This window comes from Paracidovorax avenae ATCC 19860 (assembly GCF_000176855.2).
Classification (GTDB): Bacteria; Pseudomonadota; Gammaproteobacteria; order Burkholderiales; family Burkholderiaceae_C; genus Paracidovorax; species Paracidovorax avenae.
The window spans coordinates 4,463,037-4,485,930 of record NC_015138.1; the positions used below are offsets into that span (position 1 = coordinate 4,463,037).

Annotated in this window: 18 protein-coding genes and 1 pseudogene; 11 read left to right on the forward strand and 8 right to left on the reverse strand. The window is 72.1% G+C overall.

Going from position 1 to position 22,894, the window contains the following annotated elements; all coding sequences use genetic code 11:
- Positions 1 to 52 precede the first annotated feature (52 nt).
- A complete protein-coding gene (locus ACAV_RS19340) occupies positions 53 to 1,759 on the forward strand; it encodes a sensor domain-containing diguanylate cyclase (RefSeq protein WP_013596267.1) in 1,707 nt (568 codons plus the stop codon).
- Positions 1,760 to 1,891: 132 nt separating this feature from the next.
- On the opposite strand, the pseudogene ACAV_RS19345 reads toward ACAV_RS19340, so the two are convergent.
- A pseudogene (locus tag ACAV_RS19345) lies at positions 1,892 to 2,178 on the reverse strand (CopG family ribbon-helix-helix protein).
- A 134-nt stretch (positions 2,179 to 2,312) separates the two neighbouring features.
- Here ACAV_RS19345 and ACAV_RS19350 point away from each other — a divergent pair.
- The 7 genes from ACAV_RS19350 to ACAV_RS19380 all read left to right on the forward strand — a co-directional run bounded on the left by ACAV_RS19350 (position 2,313) and on the right by ACAV_RS19380 (position 11,988).
- Positions 2,313 to 2,738, forward strand: coding sequence for a hypothetical protein (locus ACAV_RS19350; RefSeq protein ID WP_013596268.1), 426 nt, complete (start codon positions 2,313 to 2,315; stop codon positions 2,736 to 2,738).
- Positions 2,739 to 2,899: 161 nt separating this feature from the next.
- Positions 2,900 to 5,071 (forward strand): TonB-dependent siderophore receptor, encoded by a 2,172-nt coding sequence (locus ACAV_RS19355; RefSeq protein ID WP_013596269.1) that lies wholly within the window; start codon positions 2,900 to 2,902, stop codon positions 5,069 to 5,071.
- A 13-nt stretch (positions 5,072 to 5,084) separates the two neighbouring features.
- Entirely contained in the window at positions 5,085 to 6,665 is a 1,581-nt protein-coding gene (locus ACAV_RS19360; RefSeq protein ID WP_013596270.1) for an ABC transporter substrate-binding protein, read from the forward strand.
- The gene (locus ACAV_RS19365; RefSeq protein WP_013596271.1) at positions 6,662 to 7,678 is read left to right on the forward strand and encodes an ABC transporter permease; all 1,017 of its coding nucleotides are present in this window, start codon (positions 6,662 to 6,664) and stop codon (positions 7,676 to 7,678) included. The genes ACAV_RS19360 and ACAV_RS19365 overlap by 4 nt, the downstream gene beginning before the upstream one ends.
- Positions 7,675 to 8,535, forward strand: coding sequence for an ABC transporter permease (locus ACAV_RS19370; protein ID WP_013596272.1), 861 nt, complete (start codon positions 7,675 to 7,677; stop codon positions 8,533 to 8,535). The genes ACAV_RS19365 and ACAV_RS19370 overlap by 4 nt, the downstream gene beginning before the upstream one ends.
- Positions 8,532 to 9,998 carry an ABC transporter ATP-binding protein gene (locus ACAV_RS19375; RefSeq protein WP_013596273.1) on the forward strand — a complete coding sequence of 489 codons (1,467 nt, stop codon included), beginning with the start codon at positions 8,532 to 8,534 and terminating at the stop codon, positions 9,996 to 9,998. Before ACAV_RS19370 ends, ACAV_RS19375 begins: the two co-directional genes overlap by 4 nt.
- 118 nt (positions 9,999 to 10,116) lie before the next feature.
- Complete coding sequence (locus ACAV_RS19380; protein WP_013596274.1) at positions 10,117 to 11,988, forward strand: RecQ family ATP-dependent DNA helicase; 1,872 nt, start codon at positions 10,117 to 10,119, stop codon at positions 11,986 to 11,988.
- A gap of 100 nt (positions 11,989 to 12,088) precedes the next feature.
- Here the strand turns inward: ACAV_RS19380 and ACAV_RS19385 are convergent, their stop codons facing one another.
- From ACAV_RS19385 to ACAV_RS19405, 5 genes are all read right to left on the reverse strand, one after another.
- On the reverse strand, positions 12,089 to 13,564 hold the full coding sequence (locus ACAV_RS19385) for an iron-containing redox enzyme family protein (protein WP_218918153.1): 1,476 nt from the start codon (positions 13,562 to 13,564) through the stop codon (positions 12,089 to 12,091).
- Positions 13,565 to 13,691: 127 nt separating this feature from the next.
- On the reverse strand, positions 13,692 to 14,771 hold the full coding sequence (locus tag ACAV_RS19390) for an XdhC family protein (RefSeq protein WP_013596276.1): 1,080 nt from the start codon (positions 14,769 to 14,771) through the stop codon (positions 13,692 to 13,694).
- Positions 14,771 to 17,158 (reverse strand): xanthine dehydrogenase family protein molybdopterin-binding subunit, encoded by a 2,388-nt coding sequence (locus ACAV_RS19395; protein ID WP_013596277.1) that lies wholly within the window; start codon positions 17,156 to 17,158, stop codon positions 14,771 to 14,773. Before ACAV_RS19395 ends, ACAV_RS19390 begins: the two co-directional genes overlap by 1 nt.
- The gene (locus ACAV_RS19400) at positions 17,155 to 18,237 is read right to left on the reverse strand and encodes an FAD binding domain-containing protein (RefSeq protein WP_013596278.1); all 1,083 of its coding nucleotides are present in this window, start codon (positions 18,235 to 18,237) and stop codon (positions 17,155 to 17,157) included. The genes ACAV_RS19395 and ACAV_RS19400 overlap by 4 nt, the downstream gene beginning before the upstream one ends.
- On the reverse strand, positions 18,234 to 18,893 hold the full coding sequence (locus ACAV_RS19405) for an aldehyde dehydrogenase iron-sulfur subunit (RefSeq protein WP_013596279.1): 660 nt from the start codon (positions 18,891 to 18,893) through the stop codon (positions 18,234 to 18,236). Before ACAV_RS19405 ends, ACAV_RS19400 begins: the two co-directional genes overlap by 4 nt.
- A gap of 203 nt (positions 18,894 to 19,096) precedes the next feature.
- Here ACAV_RS19405 and ACAV_RS19410 point away from each other — a divergent pair, with 203 nt between their 5' ends.
- From ACAV_RS19410 to ACAV_RS19420, 3 genes are all read left to right on the forward strand, one after another.
- A complete protein-coding gene (locus ACAV_RS19410; RefSeq protein ID WP_013596280.1) occupies positions 19,097 to 19,771 on the forward strand; it encodes a nucleotidyltransferase family protein in 675 nt (224 codons plus the stop codon).
- Positions 19,772 to 19,909: 138 nt separating this feature from the next.
- Complete coding sequence (locus ACAV_RS19415) at positions 19,910 to 21,058, forward strand: zinc-dependent alcohol dehydrogenase (RefSeq protein ID WP_013596281.1); 1,149 nt, start codon at positions 19,910 to 19,912, stop codon at positions 21,056 to 21,058.
- Between the two features lie 44 nt (positions 21,059 to 21,102).
- Positions 21,103 to 21,618: a hypothetical protein gene (locus tag ACAV_RS19420; RefSeq protein WP_013596282.1), complete on the forward strand. Its 516-nt coding sequence runs from the start codon at positions 21,103 to 21,105 to the stop codon at positions 21,616 to 21,618.
- A 15-nt stretch (positions 21,619 to 21,633) separates the two neighbouring features.
- Here ACAV_RS19420 and ACAV_RS19425 read toward each other — a convergent pair whose 3' ends face one another.
- Both ACAV_RS19425 and ACAV_RS19430 read right to left on the reverse strand, forming a co-directional pair.
- Positions 21,634 to 22,269, reverse strand: coding sequence for an NAD(P)H-dependent oxidoreductase (locus ACAV_RS19425; RefSeq protein WP_013596283.1), 636 nt, complete (start codon positions 22,267 to 22,269; stop codon positions 21,634 to 21,636).
- A gap of 131 nt (positions 22,270 to 22,400) precedes the next feature.
- On the reverse strand, positions 22,401 to 22,832 hold the full coding sequence (locus ACAV_RS19430; protein WP_013596284.1) for a hypothetical protein: 432 nt from the start codon (positions 22,830 to 22,832) through the stop codon (positions 22,401 to 22,403).
- Positions 22,833 to 22,894 lie beyond the last annotated feature (62 nt).

The following is a 22,894-nucleotide window of genomic DNA, read 5'->3' on the forward strand; positions in this document are numbered from 1 at the left end:
AATTCCGCAGGGCGGCGGCCGCCGCGCCTGCCGGGCGGACCGACAATGCGCCATGCATCCGATTGCCAAGCCGTCCCGGCCATCCCTGCGCCCCCCCAGCCTGCGGGGACAACTCACCCTCTGGTTCGGTGCGCTCACGCTCGCGAGCGTGCTGGGCGTGGGCTTCTACCTGGGACGCATCGCCACGCGGGATCTCGCGCGCTTCGCGGGGGACCTGCTGCACACCACGGCCCGCTCGGCCACCGACCTGCTCGCCACCAACCTGCGCGAGCGCGCGCTCGAGATCGACCTGCTGCGCAAGCTGCCGCTGTTCACCCAGGGCGACCTGGGCGGCGATGCCATGCGCCGGGCGCTCGACCAGCGCAAGGACGCGCACAGCGAGTACGCATGGATCGGCATCAGCTCCCCGGAAGGCCAGGTGCTGCAGGCCACGGGCGGCATCCTCGTCGGAGAGAAGGTGGACCAGCGCCCCTGGTTCCGCGAGGCCAGCACCCATCTTTTCGTGGGCGACGTGCACGACGCCGTGCTGCTGGCCAAGCGCCTGCCGGAGCGGCGCCTGGACCAGCCGCTGCGCTTCATCGATTTCGCCGCGCCCATCGTGGACGCCAATGGCACGCTGCGCGGCGTGATCGGCGCCCATGCCCACTGGTACTGGGTGACCGAGACCGTGGAGGCAGTGGCCGTGGACCGCGCAGCGGGGCACGGCATCGAGGTGCTCATCGCCGACCGCTCGGGCAATGTGCTCTACCCCTTCCGGCTCGCAGGCCAGACCCGCCTGCCGGACCGGGCCGGACCGTCCGCGCGCTACGAGCGCCTCACGTGGGCCGACGGGACGGAGTACCTGAGCAGCACGGTCGCGCTGCCGTCCGTGGCGGGCGCGGACCTCGGCTGGCGCATCGTCGTGCGGCAGCCCGCGGATGAAGCGCTGGCGCCGGCACGCGCGCTGGGCCGGCAGCTCGCCTTGCTGGGGCTGGCCGCCGCACTGCTCTGCGGCCTGGTGGCCTACCGGCTCGCGGCACGGTTCAGCCGGCCGCTGGAACTGCTGGCGCGCGCGGCGCGGGCCATCGAGCGCCGCGAGGGGGAGCCCCGCTACCCCGACGGCACCGACACCCTCGAAGTCGCCCAGCTGAACCGCTCCTTCCAGTCCATGACGGCCTCGCTGCTGGAGCGCGAGCAGGAGCTGTCGCGCCTCAATACCTCCCTGGAGAACCAGGTCCGCGAACGCACGCTGGCCCTGCACCAGGCCAACCAGGAACTCGAGAACCTGGCGGTGCGCGATCCGCTCACCGGACTCTACAACCGCCGCCGGTTCGACGAAGCGCTGCAGGCGTATTCGGCGCGGTGCCGCGAACTCGGCCACCGGTTCGCGCTGATGATCGTGGATGCAGACCATTTCAAGCGCGTCAACGACACACACGGCCACCAGACGGGCGACGCGGTGCTGCGGCACCTGGCGGGCGTCATCACCGGCTGCATGCGCTCCACGGATTTCGTCGCCCGGTTCGGTGGCGAGGAATTCGTCGTGCTGATGCCCGAACCCCGCGACCGCGAGGAAGGCCGGCTCGTGGCGGAAAAGATCCGCCTGGCCGTGGGCCATACGCCCTTTCCCGGCGTGGGCCACCTGACGGTCAGTATCGGCCTGGCCTTCTGCCATGGAGGGGGCGAGCCGCTGGCGTCCATCCTCGAACGGGCCGACAAGGCCCTCTACCAGGCCAAGGGGGAAGGGCGCGACCGGGTCTGCGTGGCGCCCGCCGCCTGACGCGGCCTCGGGGGACTGCTCAAATTCTCTTCGGGGCTGGCGGCCATTGTCGCGCGACATGGACAACGTTCAGCACGCGCCCTACGTCGCGGTCCAGGTCCTGTATGGCCTCTGTCGTCCAGAACAGCTCCATCAGTTCGACCCGTCAAGCCGGCGACGTGTTGCAGCGCGGCGCGCCGCGAACCGGGCTTCGACTTCGGCGGCCGGCACCAGATTGCCGGCGTCGGCCGAGGCCTTCGACCGCTGCACCTTGCCGCGCAGCCATGCGTCGTACTCCGCCGCTTCCTGTTGTTGCTTCACGTAGCCCCGCATGAAGTCGCGCAGCAACTGCGCGCCGGTCCGATCATGGGCTTTCGCGGCAGAGGAAACTCGGTTTTCAGGGCCTCGTCCACCCTGAAGGTGAAGGTTGCATCAGACATCATTGCACCTCTGATGTGTTACACAGTATGTGCATCGTAGGACGCAGCAAAACACGGACTTGCATGGCAGGCCGGCAAGTACAAAGGCCGCACGGCCGGGCTCGCGGCTATCATCCCGCGCTCCGGAAACTCCCATGCGACTGCACCGCTTCACGCCCTTCCTGCTGCTGGCCCTGTGGCTGAATGCCTGCCTGGGCTGGTCGTGGCATGAGGCGGCGCACCTGCGGCAAGCCCTGCAGCCCGCAGTGCCTGCCGCGGTGGCGGCGGTGGGCGCGGCGGGGGAGGAAGAAAGCCCGTCCGCCGCCGCTGCGCCCGAAGCGCCATCCGAAGACACGACACCGCAGCACGGGGTATGCGCGGTCTGCCTGGGCTTCGCCCACCTGCAGGCCACTGCACCGCAGCCGGCGCAGCAGTCCTGGCTGGAAGGGCCTGCCGCCCCCGCCAGCCCACCAGCCCATGCCGAAACGGCACGCGGGCGCCGCACCATCCAGCCTTTCCTGGCGCGCGGCCCACCGGCAGGGGCCGCCATCGCGCCCGTGCCCTCCGCAGGGCCGGCCTGAGCGCGCCGCGGCCTGCACCGGTCGCGCCTTCCTTTTCCTCTGAGCCTCCCGACCCGGGACCGCGTCTCCACGGACACGCGGATGCCCCGTGCCGCGCGCTACCGCATGGCACCCCGGCATGCCGGCATGGGCTGCGGTCCCCTTTTGCACCCTTCGATTCCATGACTTCCCTTTTCCGTCATCCCTCTTTCAAGGCCCTGCCCCTGGCCATGGCCGCTGCAGCCCTCGTGGCCGGCGGCGCACGCGCGCAATCCGGCACCACCCCGTCCCCTTCCGGCGACGCCCAGTTGTCCACCGTCGATGTCGTCGGCCGCACCGATTCCGGCACCTACCAGGCCCAGGAAGCGGCAGGCGCCAAGACCGACCTGCCGCTGCGCGAGCTGCCGCAGTCCGTGCGCGTCATCACCCGGCAGGCCATCGACGACCTCGGGGCCACGCGCCTGGACGAGGTGCTCGACTACGTGGGCGGGGTCTCGCGCCAGAACAACTTCGGGGGCCTGTGGGACAACGTCGCCATCCGCGGCCTGCCCGGCAACGAGAACACCGGCTCGGCCACCCTGCTCAACGGCTTTTCCGGCAACCGGGGCTTCAATGCGCCGCGCGACATGGCCGGCGTGGAGCGCATCGAGTTCCTCAAAGGGCCAGCCGCCGCGCTCTACGGCAGCAGCGAACCCGGCGGCACCCTCAACATCGTCACCAAGCGCCCGCAATGGAAGCCGGCCAACGCGGTGGAAGCCTATGCGGGCAGCCATGCGTATCGCCGCGGCGCGCTCGACAGCACCGGCCCGCTCGGCGAGAACCTGGCCTACCGGCTCAACGTGGCGGTGGAAGACAGGGACAGCTTCCGCGACTTCGTCAGCGCGCAGCGCCAGGTGGTGGCCCCGGCCTTCACCTGGAAGCTCGGCGGCAGCACCGTGCTGGACTACAGCGGCGAATACCTGCGGCACCGCGCGCCGCTGGACCGGGGCGTGGTGGCGGTCGGCAACCGGCTCGGCGACGTGCCGCGCAGCCGCTTCCTGGGCGAGCCGGGCGACGGCGACGTGACAGTGCGCAACACCACCCACCAGCTGTCGCTGCTGCACGAATGGAACGCCCGGTGGCGCAGCCGTTTCGCGCTCTCCTATCGCACCACCGGGCTGGACGGCTTCTCCACCGAGGCCTCGGCATTGCAAGCCGACGGCACGCTGCGCCGCCAGCGCCGCTACCGCGATTTCTCGTCCGACGACACGGCCCTGCAGGGCGAGCTGATCGGCAACCTGCAGTGGGGCGGCACGCCGCACGAGCTGCTGCTGGGCGTGGAGAGCTACCGCTACACGCTGGACGCGCGCATGCTGCGCATCAACCCCACGGCCGCCGCGCCCTACGCGATCGACATCTTCCGGCCGGTGTACGGCCAGCCCCGGCCCACGCCCGGCCCGAACACCGACTTCACCGAACGCCAGCGCAACACGGCGCTCTACGTGCAGGACGCGATCCAGATCGCGCCGCAATGGCGAGTGCTGGCCGGCGCGCGCTTCGACCGCTACCGGCAGACCTACGACAACCACCGCACCGGCACCACCGACGGGCAGGACCCGACGGCCGTCTCCCCGCGCGTGGGCGTGAGCTGGCTGCCGGATGCGCAGTGGACGGTGTACGCCAATGCGGGCACGTCGTTCCGCCCGAACAGCGGCTTCACGTCCGCCGTGGGCCGCGGCGGCCTGGCGCTGGAACCCGAGAAGGGCCGCGCACTGGAACTCGGCGTGAAGTGGGAGAGCGCGGACCAGCGCCTGGGCGCCACGGCCGCACTCTTCGACATCACCAAGCGCAACATGCTGACCACCGATCCGGTGGACAGCAGCTTCCAGGTGACGGCGGGCAAGGTGCGCAGCCGCGGCCTGGAGTTCGACCTGGCGGGGCAGCTCAGCACGCACTGGCGACTGAACGCGAGCCTGGTGCTGAACGATGTGGACGTGGTGCGCGACAACCTGCTCGAGGTCGGGGGCAGCCTCATCAACGTGCCGCGCGTGAATGGCAGCCTGCTGGCGGTGTACGAGGACGCGCTCGCCAGCGGCCAGCGCTACGGCGTGGGCGGCGGCGTCACGCACGTGGGCAGGCGGCTGGGCGCGGCCCGCACCCAGGCCGAAGCCCAGGCCGGCACGCCCGCCTTCGAACTGCCCGCCTACACCACGGCGAAAATCGTCGCGTACTGGCGCCTCACGCCCACGGTGCGGCTCACTCTGGACGTGGACAACGTGTTCGACAAGACCTACTACGCCACATCGGTGAGCCGGCTGTGGGTGACACCCGGCAGCGGGCGCACCGTGGCGGTGGGCCTGCAGGCCCGGTTCTGACATGCTTCACTCCATGAAGAATCCCGCCCCCCTTCGTGCCACGCGGCGCGGCACCCTGCGGATGCTGGCGGCCGGCGCCGCGGGCGCGCTGGCACCGGCCCTGCAGGCCCGGGCCGCCGGCGAAACCGCACGCCTGCAGATCGTCGGTCCCTGGGAGATCGCCGGCCTGGCCCCGGCGGTCAGTGGCTACGTGTTCACGCGCCTTCAGATCGCCGAGACGCTGGTGGAAGCCGACGACGACGGCACGCTGCTGCCCGGCCTGGCGGAAGGTTTCAGTGCCTCGGTCGACGGCCTCGTCTGGCGCTTCGTGCTGCGCCGCGGTGCGCGCTTCCACGACGGCACCCCGGTGCGGGCCGCGGCGGTGGTCCGCTGCCTGGAGGCCGCGCGCCGGCCGCCGTCGCTGCTGAGTGGCGCCCCGATCCAGGCCGTCGAGGCCGAGGACGAAGCCACCGTGCGCGTGCGCCTGGCCGCACCGCACGCCGCGCTGCCCGCACTGCTGGCGCACAGCAGCACGCTGGTGCTCGCACCCGCGAGCTATGGCGCGGACGGCACGGTGCAATCCATCGTCGGCAGCGGGCCCTACCGCGTCACCACGCTCGCCGCGCCGCAGCGGGTCGAGGCCGCGGCGTTCGACGGCCACGGTGGCGCGCGCCCCGCCATCGCGCGCGTGGCCTATCTCTCGGCCGGGCGCTCCGAGACACGGGCCCTGATGGCCGAGTCCGGCCAGGCGGATCTCGCCTACGGGCTCGACCCGGCCAGCACCGTGCGCCTGCGGCGCCGGGCCGCGGCCGGTGGAACCGTGCGGGTGGAATCGGTGACGCTGCCGCGCTCGGTGGCGATCAAGGTCAACGCAGGGTTGCCGGCACTGCGGGACGTGCGCGTGCGCCGGGCGCTCAGCCTGTGCATCGACCGGGCCGGCATCGCCCGCGCGCTGCTGCGCGACCCCGTGCTCGCGGCCACTCAGCTCTTTCCGCCCACGCTCGGGGCGTGGCATGCGGAGGAACTGGAGCCGCTCGCCTGCGATTTCGAGGCCGCAGCCCGGCTGCTGGCCGCGGCGGGCTGGCGCCGCGGCGCGGACGGTCTGCGCGACGCGCAGGGGCAACCGCTGCGGCTGGCGCTGCGCACCTTCCCCGACCGGCCCGAGCTGCCGCTGATCGCCACCGCACTGCAGGCCCAGTGGCGCGAGGCCGGCATCGCGGTGCGCGTGGACGTGGGCAACTCCGGCGACATCCCCCTCGGCCACCACGACGGCAGCCTGCAGCTTGCGCTGATCGCCCGCAACTACGCCACCACGCCCGATCCCACCAGCACGCTGGCACAGGACTTCGGGCGCAGTGGCGGCGACTGGGGCGCCATGGGCTGGTCCGACGCGGGCGTGGCTGACGCCCTGGCCCGATTGCAGGCCGGGGGCATCGCGGCGGAGCCCGCCGCGGCACTGCGCCGGCAGGTGGTGCGGACGCTGCAGGACGCGCTGCCGGTGATCCCGGTGGCGTGGTACCGGCAGACCGTGGCCGTGAGCGCGCGCGTCGGCCCGGTCCGGCTGGATCCGCTGGAACGCTCCTACCGGCTCACCGCGATGGAGTGGCGCGCATGACCACCCGCACGTCTCCCATGACCTCCTCCTCTACATCCTCCACCGGCACCGCCACCGCCGAACGCATCTGGGCCCGCATGCTGCTGCGCCGGGTGCTGCAGGCCGTGGCGCTCGCGCTCATCGTCGGCACGCTGTGCTTCGCGATGGCGCGCCTGCTGCCCGGCGACATGGCCACGCGCATCGCCGCCGGCCGCTACGGCTACGACCTGGTTTCGAACGCCGCAGCCGCGGCGGTGCGCGGCGAACTGGGCCTGGACCGGCCCGTCTGGCAGGCGCTGCTGGCCTGGTGGGGCGACATCGCCCGGCTGGACCTGGGCACCTCCTATGTCAGCGGCGACCCGGTGTGGCGGGAGATCGCGCACCCACTGGCCGCCACGGTCGAACTGTCGCTCGCGGCACTGCTCACCGGCATGGCGCTGGGGCTGCCGGCCGGCATCTGGACGGGCCTGCACCCGGGCGGCCGCATCGACCGCGCCATGGCCGCGCTGGCGGTTCTGCTGCGGGCCACGCCGCCCTTCCTGCTGGCCGTGCTGCTCATGCTGGCGATGGCCGTGCACCTGGGCATGCTGCCCGTGGCAGGCGACGACCATGCGGCCAGCCTGCTGCTGCCCGCGCTGACGCTCGGCCTGGTGCTCGCAGCGGGGCTGGCGCGGGTGTCCGGCGCCGCCATGCGGCAGGCCGCCGCATCGCCGTCGCTGGCGTTCGCGCGCTCCAAAGGCCTCACCGACGGGCAGGCGCTGTGGCGCCACGGGCTGCCGCAGGCCGCGCTGCCGGTCATGGCCTACCTCGGCGTGCAGGGCGTGTTCCTGGTCGAGGGGGCCGTGGTCGTGGAAACGCTCTTCGCGTGGCCCGGCATCGGGCATGCGCTGGTGCATGCCGTCTTCGGGCGCGACGTGCCGATGATCCAGGGCGCGGCCCTGTGCATGGGCCTGCTGTTCGTCTTCTTCAACCTGCTGGTGGATGCGGCCTGCGTGGCGATCGATCCCCGGCGCTCCACCGAGGTCCGCGCATGACCGCCGTGCCGTCGCATTCCTCTTCCCCGCACGGCGCCTTCAGTGCCGCCGCCCATGCGCCGGGACATTTCCCCGCCCGCGCCGGTCGCCGCTGGGGGTTCGTGATCCTCGGTCTGCTCGCAGCCTTCGCGGCGCTGGGCCCCGCGCTGGTCGGAACCGATCCCGCGCGCCAGTCGCTCGCCGACAGCCTGCTGCCGCCCGGCCGCACGCACTGGCTGGGCACGGACCTGTTCGGCCGCAGCACGCTGGCCCGGCTCGCCCATGCGGCGCAGCTCTCCCTGGGGCTGGCGCTGGCAGCGTCGGCGAGCGCGGCGCTTCCCGGGGTGCTGCTGGGCGTGGCGGCGAGCTGGCGCGGCGGCGTGCTCGACCGATGGCTGGTGCTGCTCGCCGACGCCGTGCTGGCCGTGCCAGGCCTGCTGCTGGTGCTGCTTTTCGCCGCCCTCGCGCCAGGGCAGCACTGGGCACTCTACCTGGGCCTGTCGCTCTCGATGGGGGTGGAGTATTTCCGCGTCAGCCGCGCCGCGAGCCGGCCGGTGCTGGCCGGCGATGCGGTGCAGGCCTCGCGGCTGCTCGGCTTCGGTCCGTTCTACCTGCTGCGCCGCCACGTGCTGCCGGCGCTCGCGCCGGTGCTGGGCACGCTGCTGCCCTTCACCGCTGCCCAGGCCGTGCTGGCGCTTGCGGCGCTGGGCTTCATCGGCGTGGGCATCCAGCCGCCGACCGCCGAGCTGGGCCTGATGATGACCGAGGCACTGCCGCACTACGAAGAAGCCCCCTGGTTGATCGCAGCTCCCGTTGGACTGCTGGCCTGGCTGGTGCTGGGCATGGCGCTCGTCGTGCGCACCGGGGAGCCGGCATGAGCGCGGCCAACGCACTCCTGCAGGTGGACGACCTCAGCGTGCATGCGGGACCGCTCGCGCTGCTGCAGGGCATTTCGTTCAGGCTGCATCCGGGCGAGGCGCTGTGCCTCGTCGGCGAAAGCGGTGCCGGCAAATCCCTGCTGGCCCAGGCGGTGATGGGCCAGCTGCCGCCGGCCCTGCGCGCCAGCGGCAGCGTCGCCATCGCAGGCCATGCCAGCCGGGCCGCCGACGGGCCCGCGCGCCGGCCGCTCTGGGGACGCACGCTCGCGCTGCTGCCGCAGGAGCCTGCGCAGGCGCTCAGTCCGACCATGCCCGTAGCGCCGCAACTTGCCGAAGTGCATGCGCTGGTGCGTGGATTGCCGCCCGACCGCGCGCAGGCGGCGGCGGAGGCGCAACTGCAGGCCGCCGGCCTGGGCGCCGCAGCCCGCCAGCACGCATGGCAGCTCTCGGGCGGCATGGCGCAGCGCGCCGCCGCGGCGATCGCGCTCGCGGGCGGGGCGCGCATCCTGCTGGCGGACGAGCCCACCAAGGGACTCGATGCGGCATGGCGCCGGCACGCGGTGGAGGGCCTGCAGGCCCTTTTGCGGGAGGGCGGCTGCGCCGTGGTCATCACGCACGACCTGGACCTCGCGCGCCAGCTGGACGGCGCCGTCATGGTGCTGCAGGGCGGCCAGGCCGTGGAAGGGGGCCCCGCGCGGGAGGTGCTGGCGACGCCGCGGCATGCATTCACCCGCCGGCTGCTGGACGCGGACCCGTCCGCGTGGCCACGCCGCGCAATGCCCACCGTGGGCGACGTGGTGCTGCAGGCCACGGGGCTGACCAAGGCGTACGGCGGCCGGCCGCTCTTCCAGGGCGTGGACCTGGCGCTGCGCCGCGGCGAGCGCACCGTGGTGCGTGGCGACAGCGGATCCGGCAAGAGCACCCTGGGCAACGTGCTCCTGGGCCTGGTGCGCGCGGACGCTGGCGCCGTGCGGCGTGCGCCCTCGCTCGCGCCGACCGCCCTGCAGAAGCTCTACCAGGATCCCGCGGGTGCGTTCGCACCGCAGGCGGACCTGGGCACCTCCCTGCACGACGTGGCACGCCGCCATGCGCAGCCGTGGACGGCACTGGAGGAGCGCCTGCAGCGCCTGGGGCTCGACCCCGCGTTGCTGCGGCGGCGCCCCGGCGAAGTGTCGGGCGGCGAACTGCAGCGCATCGCGCTCGCGCGCGTGCTGCTGGCCCGGCCCGCGCTGCTCTTCGCCGACGAGCCGACCTCGCGCCTGGATCCGCTCACGCAGCGCGACACGCTGGCGCTGCTCACCGAGGCGGTGGAGGAGACCGGCGCCTGCCTGCTGCTGGTCACCCACGACGATGCGCTCGCGCAGGCCATCGGCACCCGGACGCTGCGGCTGCAGGATGGTGCCCTGGCCGTGGAAGAGGGAATGGCGGCGGCAACGGTCACGGCAGCGCACGCTTCCGGATGACACGGGCGGTAAGCGGCGTCCCACGCGCCGCAGCGGGCCCGGGCCCGAGCATAGGTACACGTGCCGGCACGCCATCGTGGCGTCCGGTGCACGGCCCTGCAACGACCGGATCGCCGCCATGCCCTCCTCCACCGCCCAGGCCGCTCTTCAGCGGCCTCCCAGCCAGGCCCGCATCCAGGCGGCCCTGAAGCAATCCTTCGGCCTGCGCGCCCTGCGTCCGGGCCAGCGCGATGTGATCGACCGCGTGCTGCGCGGCGAGAACACGCTGGCCATCATGCCCACGGGTGCCGGCAAGTCGCTGTGCTATCAGTTGCCCGCGCTGCTGCTCGCGGGCCGCACGGTGGTGGTGTCGCCGCTGATCGCGCTCATGCGCGACCAGTGCGATGCGCTGCGCGAGCGCGGCGTGCCGGCCGTGCAGTTGCACAGCGCGCTGGACGCCGAGGAAACGCGCGCGGCCGAGGCGGCCGTGGCCGACGGCAGCGCGCGCATCGTGCTCACCACGCCCGAACGCCTGGCGGACGCCGGCTTCCAGGCGCTGCTCGAAGCCGGCGGGCCCGTGGGCCTGCTGGCCGTGGACGAGGCGCACTGCATCTCGCAATGGGGCCACGACTTCCGTCCCGCCTTCCTCGACATCGCCCATGCCGTGCCGCGCCTGGGCCGCCCGACGGTGCTCGCGCTCACCGCGACCGCCGCAGGCCCCGTGGCACAGGACATCCGCCGGCAACTGGGCATTCCGGCCGCGGGCGTGGTCGATACCGGCACCTACCGCCCCAACCTGCACTATCGCGCCGAGCAGCTCGCCGACGAGAAGGAAAAGCGCGACTGCCTGCTGCGCACCGTGAAGGGTACCGAAGGCTCCGGCATCGTCTATACCGCCACGGTGAAGGCCGCGGAGGAAGTGCATGCGCTGCTGGCCGGCGCGGGCGAATCCGCGGGCCTCTACCACGGCCGCATGCCGGCCGCCGAGCGCGGCGAGGCGCAGGACCGTTTCATGGCGGGCGACCTGCGGGTGATGGTGGCCACCAACGCCTTCGGCCTGGGCATCGACAAGCAGGACGTGCGCTTCGTGGTGCACTACCAGATGCCCGGCGGGCTGGATGCGTACTACCAGGAATCCGGCCGGGCCGGGCGGGACGGGCAGCCGGCCGAATGCACGCTGCTCTTCCTGCGCAAGGACAAGGCGGTGCAGCAATTCTTCCTCGCCGGCCGCTATCCGACGCCCGACGACCTCGATGCGCTCTACTCCGCGCTGCAGTCACCCCCGCCGGGTGCGCACGACGGCTGGACGCTGGACCTGCTGCAGCAATCGCTGGACCGGCCGCGCCCCAAGCTGCAGGTGGCGCTGGGCCTGCTGCGCCGCCGCCGCATCGTCACGCAGAAGGCCGACGGCCGCCTCTCGCTGCGCCGCGCGGGCATGGACAGCGAGGCGCTGATCGCGTTGCTCGAAGACTACGCACAAAAGCGCACGCAGGACCAGGACGGCCTCGAGCGCATGGTGTTCTATGCGCAGACGGGCGGCTGCCGGTGGGAACTGCTGCTGGATTACTTCGGGCATGCGCGACCGGCGCAGCGCTGCGGCACCTGCGACAACTGCCGGCGGATCGCCGCGCTCGATGCACAGCAGGCCATCGCGAATGCCGCAGCGTCGTCTGCCACGGGGGCGGCGATACGAGAGAAGTCCTCGGAAAAACCATCGGCAGCGCCCGCCATCGTCGTGCCGCCGGCCGGAGCTGCCGTGGTCGCCGGGCGTGCTGCGGCACCTGCCCGTCCTGCGTTCGAACTCGGCATGCCGGTGCGCGTGAAACGCTACGGGGAGGGCACGGTCAGCGCGATCGCGTCGGAATCGATCACCGTGGCCTTCTCGGACGGCAGCGAGCGCTGCTTCCATCCGGAGTACGTGCGCAAGGCGCGCCGGCGCCGGCCCGCGGCCAACGATGCCGCGGTGGCCGTGGCGAATGCGGAGCCGGCACTGGCACTGCGCAGCGCCTGAACCGCCAACGCCCATGGAAAAAGCCGCCATGCTCTCGCGTGGCGGCTTTTCTACGTGGCTCCGGCATCCGGCCCGCACAGGCCGGGCCGGGCCGGTCGGTTCAGGGATGTGACGCGACGAAGCGGCGCGTGGCATACAGCCCCACCGGCGTCCAGTGCTCCGACGGCGACATCGCATCCACCAGGGCATCGAACTGCGCATCGGCATCCAGCGTGCCGAGGCGCTCCTTGAAGGCAACCAGGTCCGGGTCGAGCACATCGGCCGCGCCCGCTGCGCCGGCATCGGCGCGCCGGGCGCGCTGCAGGGCGCGGAAGGTGGGGCGGCGTCGCGTCTCGTTGGCGGCAGCGGGTTCGAAGAATGCCTGGCCATCGGCGCTCGCCTCGTCGCCGCGGATCCAGTCGTGGATCACCTGCAGCTCATAGGGCGAGAACACGCCGAACATCTCCGCACGCGGCCCCTGCAGCAGGCCCCAGAAGCGGCTTTCCGCCACGGGGCGGCCGGGTTGGATCCAGTGGGCCTGCACGAGCGCGTCCAGGAAGGCGTCCATGCCTTCGGGCGCCGACAGCCAGTCGTTCACGCTGCGGCCGGCCACCTTGCAGTAGTCCGAATGCATGCCCTGGCCGGCGCCGCACTTGGCCTGGAAGATGCGCACCACTTCGGCGCGGATGTCGAAGTCCGCGATCACGCGGGTGGTGCCGAGGCCCGCATCGCCCAGGCGGGTGCCCTGGCGGACCCGCTGCCAGAAGGCCTCTGGGTCGCCATGGCGCGGCAGCAGCGCCAGCACGGCATCGCAGGCCTGGCGGGCGTGCCCCGTGTCGGCGTTGTCCACCGTGACGTGCAGCTGGAAGTAGTACGGATCGATGCCCAATTCGTTGAGCTCGTACGAGGTGATCAGCAGGTGCAGCGGCAACTGCTCGTAGCCCAGGTTGAAGCCGATGACTTCAGGCAGGAACTCTTCCGCGTTCCAGGCCAGCGCGAGCTGCACCGCGCCCTGCTCATGGAGCGCATCGGGCAGCGCCGGGCCCTGCGAGAGACCGTAGCGCGACAGCAGCTGGCGGTAGAGCAGCACGTGGTTCTTGTCGGGTGCGCCATCGCCGAGTTCTTCCAGGTAGGTGCGCACCAGTTCGGCCATGCGTGGGTTGCGCGCGTGGCGCAGCACGCCGTAGAGCCAGCTGCCATCCACCAGCTTGGTCGGTGCCACGGCCCGCAGGAAGTGCAGCGCATGGGCCCGGTTGCGGAAATACCGCCGGCCTTCGCCCGCGCGCCGTGCGGCAAGGTATTCGCCATATTGCGCCGACACGGCGGCGTGGCTCGCGGCCATCCAGTCGTGCAGGTCATCGGGTCGTTCGGGCAGCGTGGCCGGCGGCAGGTCCGCGCGCGCCAGCGTGTCGCGCAGCAGTGCGGCGCCCTGGCGCCTGGCCTCTGGCGTGGGAGCCGTGCGGTGCAGCGCGGTATGCAATGACTGGTAGGGCCCTTCCGGGGCACGCACGGGCGCGTGCGCGGGTGTTCGTCGGGGAGCGGGACGGTCGTCGTCTGCAGCGTCGGGAGCGGGGGCGATCAGCGTGGAGGTTCTCATGATGATGGGGTACCGGATGGCATATGCCCCATGGTTCCCCACCCTGGGGCTGCACTCCATCGGTGCGTGGCCCCCCTCCCGGTCGGCCCGCTCCTACGGTCCCATCGGCGCATGCGCCGCGCACGCGTCAGGCGGCCGCTGCGCCACCGTGGAGTGTCCAGCCGCAGGCCGCGCCCAGGGCGGGATCGCCATGGATGAGCGCCGCTTCGGTCATGCGCGACGCATCCGGCAGCATGGCGCCGTTCTTCGCGGCGATCACCTCGGCCAGCACGCTCACGGCGATCTCCGGCGGCGTGCGGCTGCCGATCGCGAGGCCGATCGGCCCGCGCAGGCGCGCAAGCGCATCCTCGCCGATCCCGAAATGCTCGCGCAGCCGCTGCCTCCGCGCTGCCGTGGTGGCGGCGGAACCAATGGCCCCAACGTAGAAGGCGTCGCCCTGAAGGGCTTCCAGCAGCGCGAGATCGTCCAGCTTCGGATCGTGGGTGAGCGCGATCACGCAGGTGCGCGCATCCATGCCCATCGCCAGCACGGCATCGTCGGGCATGCCATCGACGAGTTTCGCGCCGGGCAGGTTCCAGCCCAGCCGGTGCTCCTCGCGCGGGTCGCATACGGCTACCGCGAATCCGCAGGGCATGGCCATGGAGGCCAGGCATTCGGTGAGGGCTCCCGCACCGATCAGCAGCATGCGGTGCGAGGGCCCGAGGCGCTGCGCCAGCGTGTCGCCATGGTCGAGCAGGGAGGGCGCGCCCTGCACGGGCGCGGCGAGGTTTTCGGTGGAGAGCGTCACCGCGCCGTCCGCGCAGCGCAGGTGCCGCCACACCACGCGGCGCTCCTGCAGCCACTGCACGAGGCGCTGCAGCCAGAGCGGTTCGGGGTCGTATTCGAGCAGCAGCTCCAGCGTGCCGCCGCACGGCAGGCCGAAGCGGTGCGCCTCGTCGGCAGTGAGCCCGTAGCGCACGCGCTCGGGCGGTCGCCCGGCCCACTGCGCGGCACCCGGCAGGCAGCGCCGCAGCAGGTCGTCTTCGATGCAGCCGCCGGAGACCGAGCCTTCGATCAGGCCGTCGTCGCGCAGCGCCATCCAGGAGCCCACAGGCCGGGGCGACGAGCCCCAGGTGCGCAGCACGGTGGCGAGCACGGCGTGGCGGCCGGCGGCGCGCCAGCCGTGCAACGCGCGGGCCACGCGCAATTCGGGATCGGTGTCGTGCATCACAGCGGTGCATCCATCGCCTGCGCCGCTACCGCGGCGGGCACGTGTTCCATGGGCTTGGGCGGCACGTCGGGCGCGGGCCGCATCACCTTGTCGGGCGTCATCGGCGTGGAGCGCACGCGCCGGCCGGTGGCATGGAAGATCGCGTTGCACACGGCCGCGGCCACGCCCACGATGCCGATCTCGCCCACGCCCTTGGCGCCCAGGCGGCTCACGATGCGGTCGTCCTCCTGCACGAAGATCACGTCGATCGGCGGCGTGTCGGCGTTGGATGCGACGTGGTATTCGGCGTAGTTGTGGTTCATGAACCGGCCCAGCGCATGGTCGGTCTGCGTTTCCTCGTGCAGCGCCTGGCTGATGCCCCAGACCACTCCGCCGGTGATCTGGCTGTGCGCCGTCCTGGCGCTCAGGATACGGCCCGCCGCGATCGCACTCACCACGCGGGTCACGCGCACGGTGCCCAGTTCCTCGTCCACCTTCACCTCGCAGAACACGGCTGAATGCGTGGCGCGCACGTAGTTCTTCTGCTTGAGCACGTTGGGCAGCAGCAGGTAGCGGGCCTCCACCTGCGAGCGCCCCTGCGCGGCGAGGATGTCGGTGAAGGCCATGCCGCGGTCTTCCGCGGGCGCGCCGCGGCGGCGCAGCCGGCCGTCCACGAACTCCACGTCGCGCAGCAGCGTGCGCTCGAAGCCCGAGCCGCGAGTGCGCTGCGCCAGCGCCCACAGCAGGCGGCGCAGCTTCTCGCAGGCGCCCTCCACCGCAGAGCCGACGGTGGCCACGTGGGAGGAACCGCCCTCGATCGGCGCCACAGGCAGCGTGGAGTCGCCCAGGCGGAAAGTGACGCGCTCGAGCGGCAGGCCCATCGCCTCGGCCGCGATCATCGACATCACCGTGTACGTGCCGGTGCCGATGTCCGACGCCGCACTGCTCACCTCCAGGCGGCCGTCGGCATGCAGCACCGCGCGCACCTTGGCGAACATCTGCATCGCATCCCAGGTGCCGGTGGCCATGCCCCAGCCCACGAGTTCGCGGCCCTCGCGCATCGAGCGCGGTTCGACCGGCCGGCCGTCCCAGCCGAAGCGCGCCGCGCCCAGGCCGTAGCAGGCGCGCAGCTCCTTGGTGGAGAACGGCAGATCCTTCGATGCGTCGCGGTCGGCGTAGTTCTTCAACCGCAGCGCGAGCGGGTCCATGCGCAGTTCGTAGGCCAGCTCGTCCATGGCCACTTCGAGCGCGTGCACGCCGTGCGCGGCGCCCGGCGCGCGCATGTCCAGCGGCGTGTACTGGTCGAGCGGCACCAGCCGGTAGCCCAGCCGCACGTTGTCGCAGCGGTAGAGCTGGCCGGACCAGTTCACCACCACCTCTACGTAGTCCTCCATGCGCGACGTCTCGGCCACGGCCTCGTGCACGATCGCGCGCAGCGTGCCGTCGCGGTCGGCCGCGAGCTTCAGGCGCTGCCAGGTCTCGGGCCGGTGGCCGAAGGTGAACATCTGCTGGCGCGTGAGCACCACGCGCACCGAGCACTGCAGGTGCAGCGCCGCCATCACCGCGAGCACGAGCTGGTACTGCGGGCGCAGCCCCGATCCGAAAGCGCCGCCCACGAACGGGTTGCGCACCGTGACCTCGTCCTCGCCCAGGCCGAACACGCGCGAGACCAGCCAGCGGCTGTTCTGCGGGCTCTGCGTCTTGTCGTAGATGGTGAGGTGGCCATCCTCCGCGCGCAGCACGGTGGAGGCGTGCATCTCCATCGGGTTGTGGTGCTCCACGCCGCTGTAGTACTCGGCCTCGATCTTCACGGGCGCGCGCTCGAAGGCGCCGTCGGCATCGCCGCGCGGCTTCGGCGGCGGTGAATAGCCGGCCTTCATGCGGCTGGGATCGCGCGCACGGCCCAGATGGCGCAGCAGGTGCGTCTCGTGGCGCTCCACCTCGTAGTCGATCTCCACCAGCGACGCCGCGCAGCGCGCCGCCTCGAACGTGCAGGCCACCACCAGCGCGACGGGCTGGCCGCTGTAGCGCACCACGTCGTCCAGCAGCGGCTTGAAGGGCGATCCGCCGGGCGCCGTCATGTCCTTGTAGAACAGGTCCATCGAGCGGACCTTCGGGCGGTTCTCGTGCGTGATGATGTCCAGCACGCCCGGCACCGCGCGGGCACGCTCGAGACGCATGCGCAGGATGCGGCCCCGGGCGATGCTGCTGTTGACCACCACACCATAGGCCATGCCCTCCGCATGGTGCTCGGCCGCATAGCGCACCTGGCCCGTCACCTTCAGGCGCCCGTCCACGCGCGAGACGGGCATGCCCAGTTTCACCGGCCCGGTGCCGGCATCGGCGCGGGGCTGCTGCCCCGCCTGTGCGCGGCTCGCCGCGTCGTTCGGCATCGGTGCGTTCATGGTTGCGCGTCCTGGTCGTGGCCGGCGCCGAGTTCGCCGGTGTTGGTGAGTTCGCCGTCGCGCGCCATCTCCAGCGCGCGCACGATGGCCCGCCGGGCCAGTTCGATCTTGAAGCGGTTTTCGCCCGGGCCACCGGGCGCGCCGTGGCCGCGCGCACCCTGCAGCACACGCTCGGCGGCCTGCGCGAACGCCTCGGCCGTGGGCTCGCGGCCCGCCAGGGCTTCCTCGGCCTCCGGCACACGCCAGGGCTTGTGGGCTACGCCGCCCACGGCGACGCGGGCCGTGCGGATGCGGCCGTCCCCGCCCAGGTCCAGCCCCGCCGCGATCGACACCAGCGCGAACGCGTATGAAGCACGGTCGCGCACCTTCAGGTAGGCGCCATGCTGCGCGAAACCCTGCGCCGGCAGCGCGATGTGGGTGATGAGTTCGTCGCTCGCCAGCACCGTGTCGCGGTCGGGCTCGCTGCCGGGCAGCCGGTGGAAGTCCGCGAAGGCAATCGTGCGCTCGCCGCGCGGGGAGCGCACGTGCACCACGGCCTCCAGCGCCGCCAGGGCCACGCACATGTCTGAGGGGTGCGTGGCGATGCACTGGTCGCTCGTGCCCAGGATGGCCAATTGCCGCGCCAGCCCGTCGCGTGCCGGGCAGCCCGTGCCCGGCTCGCGCTTGTTGCACGGCACGGCCACGTCGTAGAAGTAGTGGCACCGCGTGCGCTGCAGCAAGTTGCCGCCGTTGGTGGCCATGTTGCGGATCTGCGGCGAGGCTCCGGCCAGGATGGCGGCCGCCAACAGCGGATAGCGCTCGCGCACCAGCGGATGCTTCGCGGTGGCGGCGTTGCGGGCCATCGCCCCCAGGCGCACGCCGCCGCCCTCGGCCTCCTCGATGCCGGCGAACGGCAGGCGGCCCACGTCCACGAGGCGGCGCGGCCGCATCACGCTCTCCTTCATCAGGTCGATGAGGTTGGTGCCGCCGGCGATGAACTTCGCGGGCAGCACACGCTCGCTCGCATGGTGCATGCCCTGCGGCATAGTGGCGAGCGCCATCTCGGCGTCCAGCGCCGGCACGTAGTCGAAGCCCCTCATGCCGCGCCCTCCCCGGCCTGCGCCGGCTGGGCCTGGTGCATGTGCTGCGACGGCTGCGAGGACGGCCGCATGGGCCCACGCAGCGGCACGCCCGCCACCTCAGCGACGGCCTGCACAATCTGCGGATACGCGCCGCAGCGGCACAGGTTGCCACTCATGCGCTCGCGGATGTCGTCGGCCGTGCGCACGCCGCCTTCGCCCAGCAGGCCCACGGCGGAGCAAAGCTGCCCCGGCGTGCAGTAGCCGCACTGGAACGCGTCGTGGTCGATGAAGGCCTGCTGCAGCGGGTGCAGCGCATCGCCGCCCCGCGGCGCACCGGCGGAGGCAGTACCGGCATCGGCACAGTCCCGCAGGCCCGCCAGGCCTTCGACGGTGGTGATGTGCGCGCCGTCGTGCATCACGGCCAGCGTCAGGCAGCTGTTGATGCGCTGCCCATCCACCAGCACCGTGCAGGCACCGCACTGCCCGTGGTCGCAACCCTTCTTGGTGCCGGTGAGCTGGAGCAGGTCGCGCAGCGTGTCGAGCAGCGTGACCCAGCAGGGAATATCGAGGTGCTGTGGCGTACCGTTCACGTGCAGGCGTACGGCGTGGATCGACACGGCGGAGTCGGCCGGACCGCTGGCGCGGGCGACCGACATGGGGTGGCTGGATGACATCTCGCTTCCTTCACGGCCGGTGGACGGAACAGTGTCGTCGGCAGGTGCGGCGGACCCTGTAGGAAGATCGCGCGCCCATGGTCGGCCTGGAGCGGCCCCAGGCGAACCGAACGCCTGCGGCGCGGGCCTCGTCGGAACCGCTTCGCCGGGCCGCGTCAACCGCCCGGGTGGCGCAGGGCCGCGCAGCGCCGTATGCTGCAGCCATGTCTTCCGTGCCTCCATCCGGCCTGCGACCGGCCTCCGTCGTTTCCGCCGATCATCCAGATGCACGGGCAGCACCCGCGGTGGCCGGCATCATCCTGGCGGCGGGTGCAGCGTCGCGTTTCGGCAGCGACAAGCGCCGCGCCCTGCTGCCGGATGGCACGCCATTGCTCGCCGCCGTGGCCGGGTCTTTCGCGCGCGTCTTCGCGCGGACCTCCGTGGTCGTGCCCCCCCAGGATGACTTCGGCCTGGAGCTCTGCGCGCGCCTCGGGCTCGACGCCGTGCCGAACGAGCGCTGCGGCGAAGGCCAGGGCACCTCGCTCGCGGCGGCCATGCACTGGGCGCTGGCACAGCCCCGCCTGCAGGCCGTGGTGGTGGGCCTGGCGGACATGCCCTGGGTGCGCGACGACACGCTCGCGGCGCTGCGCGACGCGCTGCTGCAGCACCCTGGTGTGCCAGTCCTGCCGCTATGGCAGGGCCGCCCAGGCAATCCGCGCGGCATTCCACGGCGGTATTTCGCATCCCTGGCACAGGCCGGCGGCGCGCAGGCAGCCGCGCACCGCATCGCCTGGGATGCGGCACGTACTGTCGCGGTGGATGACCGGGGCATCCTGCGCGACGTGGATACGCCCGACGACCTGGCAGGCGGTGCGGAGCCCATGCACCCGCCCCGGTGACTGCGCGCGTGCGCGATGGCACGATTTCGTAAGCGTGCGCCCGTCCTACATTACCGCCGCGCAGGCGCTCCGGAAGATGCACCGGAGCGCGGGCGTTTTGCTTTTCGCGCCCCGACTTCGCGAAAGGCAGAACCCTCCATGCTGGCAATGAACTACCGCGGCCCCTACCGCGTGCGCGCATCGCACAAGGCCGAACCCGACATCGAACACCCCAACGATGCCATCGTGCGCGTCACGCGCGCATGCATCTGCGGCTCGGACCTGCACCTCTACCACGGCCTCGTGCCCGACACGCGCGTGGGCACGACCTTCGGCCACGAATTCACCGGCGTGGTCGAGGCCGTGGGCCCTTCGGTGCGCAACCTGAAACCCGGCGACCACGTGCTGGTGCCCTTCAACATCTTCTGCGGCTCCTGCTACTTCTGCCAGAAGGAGCTGTACGGCAACTGCCACAACACCAACCCCGAGGCCACGGCCGTGGGCGGCATCTACGGCTATTCGCACACCACCGGCGGTTATGACGGCGGCCAGGCCGAGTACGTGCGCGTGCCGCTGGCCGACGTGGGCCCGCAGGTCATCCCCTCCGACCTCGACCTGGACGATGCCGTGCTGCTCACCGATGCCCTGCCCACCGGCTACCAGGCCGCGGAGATGGGCGACATCCAGGAGGGCGACACCGTCGTGGTGTTCGGCGCCGGGCCCGTGGGCATCTTCGCGGCGCGCAGCGCCTGGCTGCTCGGCGCAGGGCGCGTGATCGTAGTGGACCACGTCGAATACCGGCTCGACTTCGTGCGCCAGTACGCCCCCTGCGAGACGGTGGACTTCAAGAGCGTGCGCGACATGGCCGTGCACCTCAAGCACATGACCGACGGCCTCGGGCCCGATGTGTGCATCGATGCCGTGGGCTGCGAGGCCGCGGGCTCGTTTGCGCAATCCCTCACGGGCGTGCGGTTGAAGCTGCAGGGCGGCGCGGCCACGGTACTGCACTGGTGCATCAATTCCGTGCGCAAGGGCGGCAATGTGTCGATCGTCGGCGTGTACGGCCCCACCTTCAACGCCGTGCCCATCGGCAACGCCGTGAACAAGGGCCTGACCCTGCGCATGAACCAGGCCAGCGTGAAGCGCCACCTGCCCCGCCTCATCGAGCACATCCAGGCCGGGCGCCTGAAGCCCCGCGAGATCATCACCCACCGCTTCGCGCTGGAAGACATCGCCGAGGCGTACCACACCTTCTCCAGCAAGCTGGACGGCTGCATCAAGCCGGTGATCGTGCCCCCTGCCGCCTGATCCGCCGCCCCCGCCCGCAACGCACGGAAAGAAAGGATTTCCCCATGGCCACCGCCACCATCCACATCGATGCCACCCCGCCGGGCCCGCGCGCCCGCGCCGATGCCGCGAACATCCCCGGCTGGGGCGCCGACCTGCGCCGCGAAGACCGCCCCGCCGTGCCGCGCGAGCGCACCCCGCCGCGCATCGACGTGCCCTGGGACAAGCCCGCGGCCCAGATTCCCACGGTGGAGGTGCTGCATTCCATCGAACGCCCAGGGCTCACGCCGGTCTTCGGCACCACCGTACCGCCCTCGGGCGCCAGCGGCATGCTGCGCCGGCTGGCCTTCCGCCTGAGCGAGAGCGACGTGCGCCACTGGCTGCTGCTCCTGCTGGCCGACCGCATCAACGTGCTGGAAGGCCTGGTGCACGACCTCGTGCATGGCCGCGTGCCCCAGGTGCTGCACGAGATGGGATTGAACGCGCACTGGCGCGAGCACCGCGAGCGCGCACTGCGCGCCGTGGCGGCGCTCGCCGGGCTGGTGCTGGCACTGATCGCGCTGGCGCGCCGCCTGTTCTGACGGCGCGCACGCCGTTCAGCGCACTTCCGTCACGAACTGCTCGCGCGGACGGCGCACCTTCTCCAGGTTCACCAGCCAGTCACCCTCGGGCTGGCGGTAGCCCAGCGGCAGGAGGGTGACGCTGCGCAGCCCGCGCGCACGCAGGCCCAGGATCTCGTCCACCGCCTCGGGCTGGAAGCCCTCCATCGGCGTGCTGTCCACCTGCTCGGCGGCAGCGGCGATCAGCGCCGCGCCGAAGCCGATGTAGGCCTGCCGTGCGGCGTGCTGGAAGTTCACCTCCGCGCCGCGCTGCGGGTACGAGCCCAGCAGCATGTTGCGGTAGTTCTCCCAGCCTTCGTTGCGGAAGCCCCGCACCTCGTTGGTGTAGTCGAACATCGCGTTGATGCGCTCGGCCGTGTAGTCGTCCCAGGCCGCGAACACCAGCAGGTGCGAGCCGTCCGTCACCTGGGCCTGGTTCCACGCCACCTCGCGGATGCGGGCGCGCACGTCGGGGTTCGTCACCACGATGACCTCGAAGGGTTGCAGGCCGCTGGAGGTGGGCGCCAGTCGGGCCGCCTCCACGATGCGGTCCACCTTGTCCTGCGGCACGGCGCGGGCGGGGTCCATCTTCTTCGTGGCATAGCGCCACTGCAGCACATCGAGCAATTCCATGGGTCGGTCCTGGTTGTAGGGGTTGAGGATTCAGGAACGGCCGAGTGTAGAAGCGGCCGCCAAGCCGCGCTCGCACGGGGAATTGCACGCCGTGGTACAAGGCCGCGCCACCGGGCACGCCCCGCCCAGCCTCAGCCGAACAGCCCGCCCTCGTCCAGCAGCGCGAAGGCGATCTCCGGCCGCCGCTCCATCCCCCGGCGGATGGCCGCGGCGATCGCCTGCCGCGTCTTGCGGCACAGTCCGCGCTGCTCGTGCACCAGGATCGCGATGCCGCGCAGCGTGCGCACCTCGTTCGCTCCCTGCGAGATGCTCAGCCGGATGCCCAGTTGCTCTTCCAGCCGGCCCTCGATGCGGCGCAGGTCCGCCAGGCTCTCGATGGTCTCCAGGCGCTGCACCAGGCGCTTCTCTTCGTCGCGCGTGAGACGCAGCACCCGGCGGTCCGCATCCGGCGCCGCCAGCATCGCCTGCAGGTCGCAATTGCAGGCGCCGGGCGGGCACTCCGTGCGCACCGGCACGGGGAAGGGCATCGCGGAGGAAGGGGACGGGGACATGCCGGCGGACATCGTGCCTGCATTCTAGGAAGGCCGGCGTGCCCCCGTGCCACCGGGGGCAAACCTTGGACAGG

Excerpts from the sequence above, each read along its gene's own strand:
- ACAV_RS19340 (WP_013596267.1), top strand. The coding sequence starts at position 53 with ATGCATCCGATTGCCAAGCCGTCCCGGCCATCCCTGCGCCCCCCCAGC.
- ACAV_RS19350 (WP_013596268.1), top strand. The coding sequence starts at position 2,313 with ATGCGACTGCACCGCTTCACGCCCTTCCTGCTGCTGGCCCTGTGGCTG.
- ACAV_RS19355 (WP_013596269.1), top strand. The coding sequence starts at position 2,900 with ATGACTTCCCTTTTCCGTCATCCCTCTTTCAAGGCCCTGCCCCTGGCC.
- ACAV_RS19360 (WP_013596270.1), top strand. The coding sequence starts at position 5,085 with ATGAAGAATCCCGCCCCCCTTCGTGCCACGCGGCGCGGCACCCTGCGG.
- ACAV_RS19365 (WP_013596271.1), top strand. The coding sequence starts at position 6,662 with ATGACCACCCGCACGTCTCCCATGACCTCCTCCTCTACATCCTCCACC.
- ACAV_RS19370 (WP_013596272.1), top strand. The coding sequence starts at position 7,675 with ATGACCGCCGTGCCGTCGCATTCCTCTTCCCCGCACGGCGCCTTCAGT.
- ACAV_RS19375 (WP_013596273.1), top strand. The coding sequence starts at position 8,532 with ATGAGCGCGGCCAACGCACTCCTGCAGGTGGACGACCTCAGCGTGCAT.
- ACAV_RS19380 (WP_013596274.1), top strand. The coding sequence starts at position 10,117 with ATGCCCTCCTCCACCGCCCAGGCCGCTCTTCAGCGGCCTCCCAGCCAG.
- ACAV_RS19385 (WP_218918153.1), bottom strand. The coding sequence starts at position 13,564 with ATGAGAACCTCCACGCTGATCGCCCCCGCTCCCGACGCTGCAGACGAC.
- ACAV_RS19390 (WP_013596276.1), bottom strand. The coding sequence starts at position 14,771 with ATGCACGACACCGATCCCGAATTGCGCGTGGCCCGCGCGTTGCACGGC.
- ACAV_RS19395 (WP_013596277.1), bottom strand. The coding sequence starts at position 17,158 with ATGAACGCACCGATGCCGAACGACGCGGCGAGCCGCGCACAGGCGGGG.
- ACAV_RS19400 (WP_013596278.1), bottom strand. The coding sequence starts at position 18,237 with ATGAGGGGCTTCGACTACGTGCCGGCGCTGGACGCCGAGATGGCGCTC.
- ACAV_RS19405 (WP_013596279.1), bottom strand. The coding sequence starts at position 18,893 with ATGTCATCCAGCCACCCCATGTCGGTCGCCCGCGCCAGCGGTCCGGCC.
- ACAV_RS19410 (WP_013596280.1), top strand. The coding sequence starts at position 19,097 with ATGTCTTCCGTGCCTCCATCCGGCCTGCGACCGGCCTCCGTCGTTTCC.
- ACAV_RS19415 (WP_013596281.1), top strand. The coding sequence starts at position 19,910 with ATGCTGGCAATGAACTACCGCGGCCCCTACCGCGTGCGCGCATCGCAC.
- ACAV_RS19420 (WP_013596282.1), top strand. The coding sequence starts at position 21,103 with ATGGCCACCGCCACCATCCACATCGATGCCACCCCGCCGGGCCCGCGC.
- ACAV_RS19425 (WP_013596283.1), bottom strand. The coding sequence starts at position 22,269 with ATGGAATTGCTCGATGTGCTGCAGTGGCGCTATGCCACGAAGAAGATG.
- ACAV_RS19430 (WP_013596284.1), bottom strand. The coding sequence starts at position 22,832 with ATGTCCGCCGGCATGTCCCCGTCCCCTTCCTCCGCGATGCCCTTCCCC.